Source organism: Pseudonocardia zijingensis, from assembly GCF_042657305.1.
Taxonomy (GTDB): Bacteria; Actinomycetota; Actinomycetes; order Mycobacteriales; family Pseudonocardiaceae; genus Pseudonocardia; species Pseudonocardia zijingensis.
This window is the reverse complement of record NZ_JBHSKO010000028.1, coordinates 49570-61851: the sequence shown is the minus strand read 5'-3', so window position 1 is coordinate 61851 and position 12282 is coordinate 49570. Positions and strand designations below refer to the sequence as shown.

Genomic DNA, 12282 nt, shown 5'->3' with positions numbered 1-12282 from the left:
GTGCGGTACAAATCATCAGCAGTGGTCTCCGTCCAGTCAGAACGGTGGTTGTGGTGAACGTCAAGAAGATCGTCGGGTTGCTCGCGATCGCGCTTCTCCTCTTCTTCGTCTTCACTCAGCCGGACAACGCGGCCGGGTCCGTCACGAGCATCGGCACCACGCTCAGGGACGGCGCGGAGTCCGTCATTCGATTCGTCACCCAACTCGTCTAGCGCCATGCTCGCCCCTCGCGAGATCGACGAGTACCTGCTCCCCACGGAGCGCAGGGTCATCCGCGTGCGGCAGCACTGGGCGGTGATGATGAACCACGTCAGCTCCACCGCCCTGTTCCTGCTCGCGCTCGTGATCGGCGAGCGGCTGCTGCCCGACAGCGTGCTGTTCGACAACCTCGCCTGGTACCTGGCGCTCGTGGCGGTGCTGCGCTTCACCGTGCTCACCATCCTGTGGTGGATCGAGCGCATCGTCATCACCGACAAGCGGGTGATGCTGGCCCAGGGCATCATCACCCACAACGTCGGCATGATGCCGCTCGGCAAGGTCACCGACCTCACCTTCCAGCGCACGCTCGGCGGGCGCATGTTCGGCTACGGCACGATCGTCGTGGAGTCGGCGGGCCAGATCCAGGCGCTCAACCGCATCGACTACCTGCCCCGCCCGGAGGAGATCTACGAGGCGCTGTCCGAGCTCGTCTTCGGCGAGAAGGGCAAGACGCGCGCCACGGGCATGCTCGCCCGTCCGCGCTGGCGCCGCTGACGTCGCAGATCGGGGGCGGGTTAGCCTCAGGCGTGCCCCGCCCCCGCATCGACCTGCACACCCACTCCACCGCATCCGACGGCACCGATCGCCCGGCCGAGCTCGTCGCGGCCGCGGCGGCCGCGGGCGTCGACGTGCTGGCGATCACCGACCACGACACCACGGCGGGGTGGGCGGAGGCCGCGGCCGCGTTGCCGCCCGGCATGCGGCTGCTGCGCGGGGCCGAGTTCTCGTGCAAGAGCCCCACCGGGCGCGGGGACCGGGACGTCGCGGTGCACCTGCTCGGCTACCAGTTCGACCCGGAGCACCCGGCGATCGTGGCCGAGCAGTCGCGGCTGCGTGCCGAGCGCGTGGAGCGGTTGCGCCGGATGACCGAGAAGATGGCCGCCGACGGTTACCCGGTCGATCCCGATGCGGTGTTCGCGCTGCTGCCGGAAGGGGCCAGCGCGGGGCGCCCGCACCTCGCGCAGGCGCTGGTGGCCGCGGGTGTGGTCGAGTCGGTCAACGAGGCGTTCGCGACGCTGCTCTACAACGGCAGCCCCTACTTCGTGCCGAAGACCGACACCCCCGTGCGCACGGCCATCGGGATGGTGCGCGCCGCGGGCGGGTTCACGGTGTTCGCCCACCCGCTCGCGCGCAGGCGCGGACGCGTGGTGGAGCCGTCGATGATCGCGGAGCTGGCAGGCGCCGGGCTCGTGGGCGTGGAGGTCGACCACCCCGACCACGCGCCGGAGGACCGCGCGCTGCTGCGCCGGCTCGTCGCCGACACCGGGCTCGTCGGCACCGGGTCGAGCGACTACCACGGCACCAACAAGACCACCCCGATCGCGCTGGAGACCACCGCCCCGGAGTCGCTGGAGCAGCTGCTCGACTCCACGGCCGGGCTGCCCGGCGGCGTCGAGGTGCTCACCGGCTGAGGCCGGGGGATCGGCCGCGCGGAGGGCGACTACCGTCACAGCCGTGGACGGCGTGCAGCTCGGGTTCGACTTCGCCACCACTCGCCTGGTGCGCGTCACGCCGGCCAGGCTCGGCACCTGGAACGACTGCCCGCGCCGGTACCGGATGACCTACCTGGACCGGCCGGCCCCGGCGCGCGGGGGAGCCCGCGCGGGCAACACCCTCGGCGCCGTCGTGCACCTCGCCCTGCGCGCCCTGTTCGACCTGCCGCCCGCCGAGCGCACCCCGCGGGCAGCGGCCCGGCTCGTCGACCGCTACTGGACCAGCGAGGGGTTCCGCGACGCAGACCAGGCCGCCGACTACCGCGAGCGGGCCCGCGGCTGGATCTCCGAGTACGTCGCCGAGCTCGACCCCGACACCGAACCCGTCGGCCTGGAGCGGTGGGTGTCCGCGGCCACCGACCGGATCGTGGCCGAGGGGCGCGTCGACCGGATCGACCGGCGGGGCGCCGAGCTCGTGGTGATCGACTACAAGACCGGCCGGCGGGCCCCCACCCCGGACGACGCGGCGGCGTCCCAGGCGCTCGCGCTGTACGCGGTGGGCGTGGAACGCACGCTGCGCCGCCGCTGCACGCAGGTGGAACTGCACCACCTGCCCTCCGGCACGGTGGCGGCGTGGCAGCACGACGCGGAGTCGCTGCGCGCGCACGTCACGCGGGCCGAGACCGCCGCGGCGGCGCTCGACGGGGCCGCGGGTGAGCTCGCCGCAGGGGGCGACCCCGACGAGCTGTTCCCACCGCGCCCCGCCCCCCGCTGCGGGAGCTGCGACGTGCGCAGGCACTGCCCCGAGGGCCGCGCCGCGGCCCCCGAGGAGGCGTCGTGGGCCGGGCTGGCGCCCTGAACCGCGGGTCGGAACCGCGGGCCCTGCGGCTGCTCCGCGGGTTCGCCGGGGTGCTGGCGGGCGGGCTCGTGGCGTTGGCCGTGGTGCTCCTCGTGGCCGGGATCGTGGCCCGGGTGCGCGGCGTGCCCGGGCCCGGGGCGCTGATGATCGTCGCGCACTTCGTGGTGGCGGTCGTGGCGGTCCTCGTTCAACGGCGGGCCGACCGCACGCGCGGGCCGGGAGCGGCCGGCGCGGCGCTCGCCGTGGTGGCGCTCACCGCGGGGGTGTTGGCCGCCCAGTGGCTCGTCTGAAGGTCAGGAGCGCCGCCCGCAGCGTGGCCAGGCCGGCCGTGGTGGCGGCGTCCGAACCGGGGAGGCGGGGAATCCCGTAGAGCTGCTTCGCCCAGTCCGGGAGCAGCCCGACGGCCACCGCGGCCACGGCCGTCCACACCGGCCGCGCCGGGGTGAGCGCGAGCCGCCACGGCAACGGGGCGATGATCAGCCGCGCAGCGGCGCGGCACGCCACCGGGCTCGCCACCAGCTCCGGGCGCACCGCCGCGAAGTAGGCCTCCACCGCGGCCCGGTCTGCCGGCAGGTCCGTGGCGCCCAGCAACGTGCCCGCCCGCACCTGCTCGGCCAGGAACCGGTCCTCCTCCGCCGCATCGATCAGCCCCAGCCGCCGCACGGCGGAGGCGAACGAGCTGACCTCGCTCACGTGCACCCAGCGCAGCAGGTCGGGGTCGTCAGCCGCGTACGGCAGGCCCGTCACCGGGTCGGTGCCGCGCACGTGGCGGTGGATCGCCCGCACCCGCGCCGCGGCCTGCTCGGCCGTGGCGCGGTCGGCGAACGCGAGCGTGGTGACGTAGCCCGCGGTGCGCTGCAGCCGGGGCCAGAAGTCCGACGGGAACGACGAGTGCTGCTCGACGCCCGCCATCGCCCGCGGGTGCAGGGCCTGCAGGAACAGGGCGCTGATGCCGCCGATGAGGGCGGCCGGGTCGCCGATGACCCGCCGGGTGGCGCTGCCCGGCGGGAAGAGCCCCTCGGCCGGGGCGGGAGCGGGGGTCGCGGTGCTCACCCCTCCAGCATCACCCCATCGGGGCGGATCGGCGAACCAGGGCTACACGGGGCGCAGCGCCACCACGTCGCCCGCCCGCTGCTCCAGCAGCACCTCACCCAGCGCGGCGAGCCGCACCGGGCCGGGCGGCCGGTCGACGGGGAGCGTGCCCAGATCTGCGCCGCTCCCGGGGTGGAGCACCCGCAGCCCGCCCGGGACGGGCACGACCAGGGCGTCCGCATAGGCGACGGCCGGGCCGAGCGCGTCCGGCACCGTCCAGCGCGGGGCGAGTTCCCGGCCGTCCAGGACGATCGTGCGCGACCCCGTCCACCAGGTGACCTGCTGGTCGGGAGCGGTGGTGGTGGGCAGCCCGCCCGGGGGGTCGGTGAGGTCGGCGTCCGGCACGTCCAGGGGGTGTTCCGCGACCTGCCGGCCCGCGTGGTCGTACACCAGCAGCCGGGGCGGGCCGGGCAGCGCCACGGCCACCCGCTCCGCGGACACCGCGACGACCACCGCGGAACCACCGGGCAGCGGAGTGGAGAAGTCGACCTCCGGTGACTCGGCGTCGTCGCCGTCGGCTGCCACCAGCGTGAGCCGGTCGCTCCCCTCGCCGGGGCAGCGCTCGACGATGCCGAGCCGGTCACCCCCGATCGCCGTGGACGCGTGCGTGCAGTGCGGACGCGGCTGCTGCCCGACCTGAACCGGGGCGGGGACGTCGCCGTACTCCAGCGTCTTGACGAGGTCGCTGCGCATGACCTCCAGGTATGCGGCACCGGTCGCCACCACCGAGGAGCCGGCCGCCGCGAACCGGGTGCCCGGGCGCACGTCCGGGTTGCTGGCGCCCACCCGTTCGCCCGTGTCCGGGCGCAGGGACGTGAGCTCGCTGCACCACTCGGCGTCCCCGGCGTACAGCGCGAGGACCCGGCCCCGGCCGCTGTCGGCACGGGGGAACCCGGCCGCCACCGTGCACAACGGCCGGTCGCGCTCGTAGCTCCAGCGCTCCTCGCCGGTGGCGGCGTCGCGGCCCACCACGCGGCCGCCGTCGGCGGTGACGACGGCGGGACCCGCCACCACCGGCGCCACCGTGGCACCGCTCGGTGCGCGCCAGGCCTCCGTGACGAGTGCCGGCACGCCGGTGACGCCCGGCGGGGGTGTGATCGGCTCGGCGGCCGGGCGCGACGACGTGTGCGCGGCGTCGCTCGTGACCCAGAGCACGACGCCGACGCCGATCAGCACAACCGTGAGCGCCACCGCAACGACCACGTCGCTGCGGCGGCGCCGTTCCGGCCGCACCCGCGGGGGGCGCGGCCGCTGGGGCTCGACGGGCGTCAACCCGGTGGCCCCGTGCGTGGCGCTCAGCTGGCCGCCGCGTCCTGCGCCTCGCCGCCGACGGTGTCGACGGAGGCACCCTCGCGCCTGCGGGACCCGCCGCGGCGCCTGCGCCGCCTGCGGGCGCCCTCGGTGCCCGGCCCGGCGGAGTCGCGCCCAGCGGTGTCCTGCACGGACTCCGGCCCGTTCTGCGGCGCGCCGGCCTGCTCGCCGCTCGCGTCGTCGGCGCCGGTGGCGGTCGAGCCGCTCACCGTGACGCCCGCGCGGCTGCGGGTGCGGGCCCGCGTGCGGCGCGGCCGCGGTGCCACGACCTCGTCCCCACCGCGAGGCCCCTTGCGGCGGCGCTTGCCCCCGTGGTCGCCCTCGGTGTCGACGTACTCGGCGTCGAGCCCGGCCCGGGTGCGCTTCGAGCGCGGCAGGCGACCTGTGGCGCTGGTGGGGATGCCGAGGTCGTTGTAGAGGTGCTCGGACGTGGAGTACGTCTCGACCGGCTCCTCGATACCGAGGCCGAGGTCGTCGCTGATCAACTTCCAGCGGGGGATCTCGTCCCAGTCGACGAGGGTGACGGCCACGCCCTCCTTGCCGGCGCGGCCGGTGCGGCCGATCCGGTGGACGTAGGTCTTCGAGTCCTCGGGGCACTGGTAGTTGACGACGTGGGTGACGTCGCTGACGTCGATGCCGCGAGCCGCCACATCGGTGGCCACCAGCACGTCGATCTTGCCGGAGCGGAACGCGCGCAGCGCCTGCTCACGGGCGCCCTGGCCCAGGTCGCCGTGCACGGCTGCGGCCGCGAACCCGCGCTCGGCCAGGTCGTCGGCCACCCGCTGCACGGTGCGCTTGGTGCGCGCGAAGATCATCGTGAGACCGCGCTCCTCGGCCTGCAGGACGCGGGTGAGCAGCTCGACCTTGTCCATCGCGTGGGCGCGGTAGACCAGCTGGCGGGTGCGCTCGTGCACCGACCCCTGGTCGGCCTCCTCGGCCCGGATGTGGGTGGGCCGGTGCAGGAACGCGCGCGAGAGCGCGATGATCGGGCCGGGCATCGTGGCCGAGAACAGCATCGTGTGCCGCTTCTCGGGCAGCATGCGCATGATGCGCTCGACGTCGGGCAGGAAGCCCAGGTCGAGCATCTCGTCGGCCTCGTCCAGCACGAGGGCCTGCACGCGGCCGAGCACCAGGTGGCGCTGCTCGGCGAGGTCGAGCAGGCGGCCCGGCGTGCCGACGACCACGTCGACGCCCTTGCGCAGGGCGGCGAGCTGCGGCTCGTAGGCGCGGCCGCCGTAGATCGCGGTGACCCGGACGCCGAGGTGCTTGCCGGCGTCGGCGATGTCCTTGGCGACCTGCACGCACAGCTCGCGCGTGGGCACCACGACGAGGGCCTGCGGCACGTCCTTGGTGCGGTCGGCGGCCTCACCGTGGGCGTCGGCAGCGGGCTGCTCCGACGGCGGGACGACGCGCTGCAGCAGCGGGACGCCGAAACCGAGCGTCTTGCCCATGCCGGTGCGGGCCTGGCCGATCACGTCCTCGCCGGCGAGCGCCAGCGGCAGCGTGAGCTCCTGGATCGCGAACGTGCGCTCGATGCCGGCCTCGGCGAGCGCCTTGACGATCTCCGGCCGGACGCCGAGCTCGGCGAACGTGGGTGAGTCGTTGCGGACCGGCGCGCCGGCCTGCAGCGGGTGTGCCTCCACGACCTCGTCGGCCGGGTCGGCGGTGGGGGGGTTGTCGATTGAAGTGTCGCTCTCGACGGACAGGTTGATCGCCTCTCTCCGCGCACAGGAGCCCGAGGCCGGCTCGTCGACCACCGGCGCGGAAGCGCTCGGGTGGGAGAGCTGACGAGGCGCTGCACGCACCATGTCGTTGCGGAGCCGGCGCCCATGCACCGGCGACGCTCGTGTGCGCGCACCCGTCGTGGGCGCTGCGCTGCAGTACATCCTACCGGGTCGCGGGTCCTCGCGGGGCGACGCGGGCCACCGCGCGCCGCCGCGCCGCACCGGCCGGACCCGCCGTCCCGTGGCCGGGACCGGAACGAACCGATCTTCGTGACGTCGGTCACGGCGCCCCCGCGGGCATTAGGCTCGACCTCATGGTGACTGCACGGGCGGTGGACAAGGCCGTGGCGGATCGCGCCACCGTCGACCTGCTCGGCGTGCTGGCCTACGGGGAGCTGTCGGCGTTCGACCGCCTGGCCGAGGACGCGCGTCAGGCGCCCACCCTCGCCGGCCGGGCAGCGCTCTCGGCGATGGCCGCCGCCGAGATCGGGCACTTCCGGCTGCTCGAGAAACACCTGGAGGGCCTCGGCGTCGCCGTCGAGGACGCGATGCGCCCGTTCGTGGCGCAGTGGGACGCCTACCACGCGTCCACCGCGCCCCGCAGCTGGCTCGAGTCGCTCGTCAAGGCCTACCTCGGCGACGGGCTCGCCGCCGACTTCTACCGCGAGATCGCCACCTGGCTGCCCGGCCCCACGGGCGAGCTCGTGCAGCAGGTGCTGGCCGACACCGGCCACAGCGCGTTCGCCGAGCGTGAGGTCAAGGCCGCCTGCGCGAGCGGGCGGCAGGTGCACGACCGGCTCGCCCTCTGGGGGCGCCGCCTGCTCGGTGAGGCCGTCACACAGGCTCAGCACATCGTGGCGGAGCGCGACGAGCTCGCCGAATTCATCGTGTCCGGGTCCGGCGACCTGTCCGGGATCGCGGCCCTGTTCAAGCGCCTGCAGTCCAACCACGGCAAGCGGATGGCCAAGCTCGGCCTCACGTAGCGCCCGTTCGCCCAGGGCGGAGCGCCCACGGCCGCTCCCCGCCCGCCGCTCGGCTAGCCTGGGCCGCGCATTTCCCGCTCGAACGACGTGACCAGGAGGTCCACCGGTGGAGGTCAAGATCGGCATCGCGGAGAGCGCGCGCGAGCTCGTGGTGTCCAGCGACCAGACGCCGGACGAGGTGCAGGCCCTGGTCGACGACGCGCTCAAGGACGCGGACGGGCTGCTCCGCCTCGTCGACGACAAGGGCAGGCGCTACCTCGTCCGCGCCGCGCAGATCGCGTACGTGGAGATCGCGCCGGCGCCGACCGGCCGCGTGGGCTTCGCCATCAGCTGACGCTGTGCCCGGCCGACCCGTCTGATTGCGGATGTCGGCCATCCGTTCGTGGGGCTCGCCTGTCCGGACGGGAGACTCGCCCCATGGGGGCGCGAGTCCCCCGTTCCGGCGGGCGAGTCTCGCGTTTCGGGGGGCGAGTTCTCCCTGGTGACGGCCTGCGTCGTCAGTCGTCGTCGAGGTCCGGCTCGTCGATCCGGAACGGCGGGGTGCCGACGCCGGTGACGCGGTAGCGCCCCCAGGGGTCCACGTCGCCGATGCGACCCTCGGCGCTCCCGCTGTCGGTGCGCAGCCCGACGGTGCCGCTCGGGACGTCCGGATGCCCCTCGGCGATCCGGACCCGGCCGAACCAGTGGACCCGCCCGTCATGGGGTTCGTGGCGGGCGTCGAGCTGCGCGTGCACCGGCAGGTCGCGGCCCTCGACCGTGGTGAGGACGGCGGGGCCGGTGTAGCCCTCCTCGTGGTCGTCGTGCTCAGCCACGGTCCACCTCCGGGGACGGGCTGGGGAAGGGTTGGTCGGCCATGGCGATGACGCCCGAGATGCCGCCCCAGATCAGGGTGGTCAGGTATTCGGTGAGCGCGGCGCGGCTCATCGTGCGGCGCTCGAGCCACCAGTCGCCCGCGCTCTGCACCATGCCCACGAGGCCCTGCGCCCACGCCTCCGCGCCGCCGGAGTCGAGCCCCAGCGCACGCAGCCGCTCGCCGATGATCATGGCGAGCAGGCGCGCGATCTGCTGCCGGGCGTCCTCGACGATCTCGGCCCCGGCCTCGCGCTCGATCGGGTGGTGCACGACGAAGCGCCACAGCTGCGGTTCGGCCTCGATGCCCGCCAGGAACGCGTCGATGACGCCGTGGATGAGCTGCACGGGCTCCCGACCCGCATCCAGCTCGGGTGCCATCCGGTTCAGCAGCATCTCCGCGGCCTTCTCGCCGACCGCACGCTGCAGGTCGGCCCGGTCGGTGAAGTGCCGGTAGAGCACCGGCTTGGTGATGCCGGCGGCCGCTGCGAGCTCCGCGACGGAGACGCCCGGCCCGTGGGTGCGCACCGCCTCGATCGCGGCCTGCACCATCTCGGCGCGCCGTTCGGCACGTCGTTGCTGCCGTGCCGCCGGGGCGGTCGGCTTGACACGGGCGTCGTCGCGTTGCACGGTACTTGTGGTAACAGTTACCGCCGGTAACACGCAAGTCTCGTCTGGAGGCTGGTTCGATGGCAGGGACAGCGGCGTCCGCAGGCACGCCCGCCCGGGTGCTGGTCACCGGGGCCTCAGGCGGCTTCGGCGCGCCCACCGTGGCGCGGCTGCGGGAGCGGGGCGCCCGGGTGGTCGGGCTCGACGTCGCCGGTGACGCGGGCGACGACGTGCTCGCCTGTGACATCACCGACAGCTCGGCGGTCGAGGCGGCCGTCGCCGAGACCGTGCGGCGGCTGGGCGGCCTCGACGCCGTCGTGCACTTCGCGGGCATCGGCATCCCGAACGACGCGGGCGGCCCGCTCGAACCCGACGCGCTGCGCGTCATCGACGTCAACCTGCTCGGCGCGTGGCGCGTCACCGCGGCCGCCCTACCGGCGCTCCTGGCCGGTCGCGCCGAACGTGGGGGACAGCGCGGCCGCGCCGTGTTCGTGGCCAGCGAGCTCGCCTATCTGACGCTGCCGTTCGTATCCGCCTACAGCGTGGCGAAGCGGGGGATGAGCGCGTACGCCGACGCGCTGCGGCTGGAGTACGGCACGCAGCTGCACGTCAGCACCGTCTACCCGGGGTACGTGCGCACCGGGATCCACGCCGCGGGCCGCGAGGTCGGGTTGTCGCTGGAGGGGCAGGTGCGGCGCGAGGAGGTCGAGGATGTCGTCGGCACCGTGCTGCGCACGCTCACCGCCCGGCGCCCCCCGCGGGACACGGCCTGCACCCGCGCCGGGAACGTCGAGCTGTGGGCGGGCCGGCACCTCCCCGGTGTGGTCGGCGCGATCGCCGCCCGGCGGATCCGCACGCAGGCCGCCGCAGGGCGGTTCGACGGCTCGCCGCTGGCCGCAGGCCTCGTCGCACGGCTGACCGGTCGCGAAGTGCCCCTCGAGAGGAGCCCGCAGTGAACGCCAAGACCGTGAACGACCGCGAGGCGACCGCGGAGCGGTTGCTCCGATCCTCGCTCGACCACTCCTACGAGCCCAGCATCGACATCGAGTGGGACGCGCCGCTCGCCGAGGGCACCTGGGGGATGCCGCCGCACCGCGTGTCGCTCTACGGCACCGAGCTGTGGGACGGGCTCACCGAAGAGCAGCGGCGCACGCTGTCGGTGCACGAGGTGTGCAGCATCGCGCGGATCGGGCTGTGGTTCGAGATCATCCTCATGCAGATGCTGCTGCGCTACTCCTACGACCGCGACCCGCGCCGCCAGCACATCCAGTACGCCCTCACCGAGATCGCCGACGAGTGCCGGCACTCGATCATGTTCGCCAGGATGACCGAGCGCTACGGCGTGCCCGACTACGCGCCGCGTCGGCTCACGCACGAGCTCGGGCGCTTCTTCAAGACCGTCGCGACCGGTCCCGCGATGTTCGCCGCCACGCTGTTCGTCGAGGAGATCCTCGACCAGCTGCAGCGGGAGGCCATGCGCGACGAGACCGTGCAGCCGCTCACCCGGATGGTCAACCGGATCCACGTCACCGAGGAGGCCCGCCACGTCCGCTACGCCCGAGAGGAGCTGATGCGGATCATGCCGCGCACCAACCGCGCGGAGCGCGCGCTGGCCCGCTACCTCTCGGCGCGGGTCGCGTCCGTGGTGGCCCGCAACCTGGTGCACCGTGACGTCTACCGGTCCGTCGGCATCGATCCGGTGGTCGGGCAGAAGGCGGCGCTGCACAATCCCCATTACCAGGAGACGCTGGCCTGGACGGCGCGCAAGCTGGTGCCGTTCCTGCGGGAGCAGGGTCTCATCGGCGGGCCGAGCGAGCTCCTCTGGCGGAAGGCGCACCTCATCCGATGACGACGTCCCGCACCGTCCCGGCCGCCGACGGCGCGCCGCTGCACGTCGACCTCGACGGTCCCGGGGACGCCCCGGTCACGGTGGTGCTCCTGCACGGCTGGACGCTCGACCGGCGGGTCTGGGGCCCGGTGGCCCGCGCTCTCGCCGACGGACCCGATCCGGTGCGCGTGGTGCGCCCCGACCACCGCGGCCACGGCCGCTCCGCCGCCGTTCCGCCGGCCACGATGACGATCGACCAGCTCGCCGACGACCTGGCGGAGGTCGTCGCGGCCACGGCGCCGGCCGGTCCGCTCGTGCTTGTCGGGCACTCGATGGGTGGCATGACGCTCATGTCGCTCGCCGAGCGGCACCCCGGCGTCCTGGCGCGCGCCGGCGGCATCGCGCTCGTGGCCACCGCCAGTGGCGGGCTCGCCGAGCGCCCCTTCGGCATGCACCCGCGGGTGGCGGCGCTGTACCGCCGGGCGGAGCGGCGGGTGTCGGCCACGGGGTCCTGGTCGCGGCGCGAGCACTTCTGCGACCCTCGCCTCATCGCGCCCGCCATGCGCTGGCTCCTGCTCGGCGACCGGCCGAGCGCACAGGCCCGCCGCATCACCTGCGAGACGGTCGGTGGGTGCCGCCCGCTCACGGTGGCCGGGTTCCAGGCCACGCTCCAGGCCCACGAACGCGACGCCGCGCTGGCGGCGTTCGCCGACATCCCGACCGTCGTGCTGGTCGGCTCCCGCGACCGGCTCACGCCCGTGCGCGCGGCGCGGCGGATCGCCGACGCGCTCCCGTCGGCCGGGCTGACGATCTTCCCGGGCGCCGGGCACATGCTGCCGCTGGAGCGGGTGTCCGGCGTGGCGAGCCGGATCGCCGCCCTGGCCGCCGACGCCGCGGAGGCGGCCGAGCCGCTGTCACGCCGCGAGTCGGCGTGACCGTGCCGTCGCGGGGAGCGGGGCCGGGCGGCCGGGCAGCGTGATCAGCCGCGCGCCGGTCTCGCGGAGGCGGTCGCGGTGCTCCCGCGCGTGGTGGTTGCAGAAGTGCAGCTCGCCCGCCGGGAGCTCGGCGCGGACCCGTGCGCGGGCCGGGCAGCGGTCGCAGTAGGTGTTCACGTCACGCCGCCTCGATCAGTGCGCGGCCGCTGGCCGTCAGGTGGGCGGGGCCTGCGCCGGGCGCGATCAGCCCGGCAGCCGCCAGCCTGCGCCCGACGAACTGGTCGCAGCACCCGAGCCCGTCGACGGCCAGGACGCCGATCGTGGAGACGGTGCAGCGGCCCGCGGCGACGGCGCGCAGCACGGCGCGGTCCCGGTGGCTGAGGTCGGTGGTGGTGGTCATC

At 74.8% G+C, this 12282-nt stretch carries 17 protein-coding genes; 10 read left to right on the top strand and 7 right to left on the bottom strand.

Annotation, left to right across the window (positions count from 1 at the left end; genetic code table 11):
- Nucleotides 1–53: 53 nt before the first annotated feature.
- Genes ACFPL3_RS35670 through ACFPL3_RS35650 form a run of 5 tightly spaced genes read left to right on the top strand, consistent with a single transcriptional unit; the run spans nucleotide 54 to nucleotide 2840 of the window.
- Nucleotides 54–212 (top strand): hypothetical protein, encoded by a 159-nt coding sequence (locus ACFPL3_RS35670; RefSeq protein ID WP_343947101.1) that lies wholly within the window; start codon nucleotides 54–56, stop codon nucleotides 210–212.
- Nucleotides 213–216: 4 nt separating this feature from the next.
- Nucleotides 217–753 (top strand): PH domain-containing protein, encoded by a 537-nt coding sequence (locus ACFPL3_RS35665; RefSeq protein WP_343947058.1) that lies wholly within the window; start codon nucleotides 217–219, stop codon nucleotides 751–753.
- A gap of 32 nt (nucleotides 754–785) precedes the next feature.
- Entirely contained in the window at nucleotides 786–1670 is an 885-nt protein-coding gene (locus ACFPL3_RS35660) for a PHP domain-containing protein (protein ID WP_343947057.1), read from the top strand.
- Between the two features lie 43 nt (nucleotides 1671–1713).
- Nucleotides 1714–2550 carry a RecB family exonuclease gene (locus ACFPL3_RS35655; RefSeq protein WP_343947056.1) on the top strand — a complete coding sequence of 279 codons (837 nt, stop codon included), beginning with the start codon at nucleotides 1714–1716 and terminating at the stop codon, nucleotides 2548–2550.
- Nucleotides 2529–2840, top strand: a complete 312-nt coding sequence (locus ACFPL3_RS35650) for a hypothetical protein (RefSeq protein ID WP_343947055.1) — start codon at nucleotides 2529–2531, stop codon at nucleotides 2838–2840. The genes ACFPL3_RS35655 and ACFPL3_RS35650 overlap by 22 nt, the downstream gene beginning before the upstream one ends.
- On the opposite strand, the gene ACFPL3_RS35645 is transcribed toward ACFPL3_RS35650, so the two are convergent.
- From ACFPL3_RS35645 to ACFPL3_RS35635, 3 genes are all read right to left on the bottom strand, one after another.
- Nucleotides 2803–3603 (bottom strand): oxygenase MpaB family protein, encoded by an 801-nt coding sequence (locus tag ACFPL3_RS35645; RefSeq protein WP_343947054.1) that lies wholly within the window; start codon nucleotides 3601–3603, stop codon nucleotides 2803–2805. The genes ACFPL3_RS35650 and ACFPL3_RS35645 overlap by 38 nt on opposite strands.
- Nucleotides 3604–3645: 42 nt before the next feature.
- Nucleotides 3646–4833, bottom strand: coding sequence for an Rv3212 family protein (locus tag ACFPL3_RS35640; protein WP_343947053.1), 1188 nt, complete (start codon nucleotides 4831–4833; stop codon nucleotides 3646–3648).
- Nucleotides 4834–4937: 104 nt separating this feature from the next.
- Nucleotides 4938–6761: a DEAD/DEAH box helicase gene (locus tag ACFPL3_RS35635; RefSeq protein ID WP_379590382.1), complete on the bottom strand. Its 1824-nt coding sequence runs from the start codon at nucleotides 6759–6761 to the stop codon at nucleotides 4938–4940.
- A 230-nt stretch (nucleotides 6762–6991) separates the two neighbouring features.
- On the opposite strand from ACFPL3_RS35635, the gene ACFPL3_RS35630 reads away from it, so the two are divergent.
- Nucleotides 6992–7660: a ferritin-like fold-containing protein gene (locus ACFPL3_RS35630; RefSeq protein WP_343945313.1), complete on the top strand. Its 669-nt coding sequence runs from the start codon at nucleotides 6992–6994 to the stop codon at nucleotides 7658–7660.
- Nucleotides 7661–7766: 106 nt separating this feature from the next.
- Nucleotides 7767–7994, top strand: a complete 228-nt coding sequence (locus ACFPL3_RS35625) for a DUF3107 domain-containing protein (protein WP_343945314.1) — start codon at nucleotides 7767–7769, stop codon at nucleotides 7992–7994.
- 163 nt (nucleotides 7995–8157) lie between these two features.
- Here the strand turns inward: ACFPL3_RS35625 and ACFPL3_RS35620 are convergent, their stop codons facing one another.
- Nucleotides 8158–8472, bottom strand: coding sequence for a DUF4873 domain-containing protein (locus tag ACFPL3_RS35620; protein WP_343945315.1), 315 nt, complete (start codon nucleotides 8470–8472; stop codon nucleotides 8158–8160).
- Complete coding sequence (locus tag ACFPL3_RS35615) at nucleotides 8465–9139, bottom strand: TetR/AcrR family transcriptional regulator (protein WP_343945316.1); 675 nt, start codon at nucleotides 9137–9139, stop codon at nucleotides 8465–8467. Before ACFPL3_RS35615 ends, ACFPL3_RS35620 begins: the two co-directional genes overlap by 8 nt.
- A 59-nt stretch (nucleotides 9140–9198) precedes the next feature.
- Between ACFPL3_RS35615 and ACFPL3_RS35610 the strand changes: the two genes are divergently transcribed.
- From ACFPL3_RS35610 to ACFPL3_RS35600, 3 genes are read left to right on the top strand one after another with little or no spacing between them, the layout of a single operon-like run.
- Complete coding sequence (locus ACFPL3_RS35610; protein ID WP_343945317.1) at nucleotides 9199–10074, top strand: SDR family NAD(P)-dependent oxidoreductase; 876 nt, start codon at nucleotides 9199–9201, stop codon at nucleotides 10072–10074.
- Nucleotides 10071–10967, top strand: a complete 897-nt coding sequence (locus ACFPL3_RS35605) for an AurF N-oxygenase family protein (RefSeq protein WP_343945318.1) — start codon at nucleotides 10071–10073, stop codon at nucleotides 10965–10967. Before ACFPL3_RS35610 ends, ACFPL3_RS35605 begins: the two co-directional genes overlap by 4 nt.
- Complete coding sequence (locus ACFPL3_RS35600; RefSeq protein ID WP_343945319.1) at nucleotides 10964–11881, top strand: alpha/beta fold hydrolase; 918 nt, start codon at nucleotides 10964–10966, stop codon at nucleotides 11879–11881. Before ACFPL3_RS35605 ends, ACFPL3_RS35600 begins: the two co-directional genes overlap by 4 nt.
- On the opposite strand, the gene ACFPL3_RS35595 is transcribed toward ACFPL3_RS35600, so the two are convergent.
- Both ACFPL3_RS35595 and ACFPL3_RS35590 read right to left on the bottom strand, forming a co-directional pair.
- Complete coding sequence (locus ACFPL3_RS35595; RefSeq protein ID WP_343945320.1) at nucleotides 11861–12058, bottom strand: DUF7455 domain-containing protein; 198 nt, start codon at nucleotides 12056–12058, stop codon at nucleotides 11861–11863. The genes ACFPL3_RS35600 and ACFPL3_RS35595 overlap by 21 nt on opposite strands.
- Nucleotide 12059: 1 nt before the next feature.
- A complete protein-coding gene (locus tag ACFPL3_RS35590) occupies nucleotides 12060–12281 on the bottom strand; it encodes a hypothetical protein (protein WP_343945321.1) in 222 nt (73 codons plus the stop codon).
- Nucleotide 12282 lies beyond the last annotated feature (1 nt).

What these genes read in the sequence shown, in the direction of transcription:
- ACFPL3_RS35665 (WP_343947058.1), top strand. Translation starts at nt 217, where the DNA reads ATGCTCGCCCCTCGCGAGATCGACGAGTACCTGCTCCCCACGGAGCGC.
- ACFPL3_RS35610 (WP_343945317.1), top strand. Translation starts at nt 9,199, where the DNA reads ATGGCAGGGACAGCGGCGTCCGCAGGCACGCCCGCCCGGGTGCTGGTC.
- ACFPL3_RS35635 (WP_379590382.1), bottom strand. Translation starts at nt 6,761, where the DNA reads ATGGTGCGTGCAGCGCCTCGTCAGCTCTCCCACCCGAGCGCTTCCGCG.
- ACFPL3_RS35590 (WP_343945321.1), bottom strand. Translation starts at nt 12,281, where the DNA reads ATGACCACCACCACCGACCTCAGCCACCGGGACCGCGCCGTGCTGCGC.
- ACFPL3_RS35600 (WP_343945319.1), top strand. Translation starts at nt 10,964, where the DNA reads ATGACGACGTCCCGCACCGTCCCGGCCGCCGACGGCGCGCCGCTGCAC.
- ACFPL3_RS35630 (WP_343945313.1), top strand. Translation starts at nt 6,992, where the DNA reads ATGGTGACTGCACGGGCGGTGGACAAGGCCGTGGCGGATCGCGCCACC.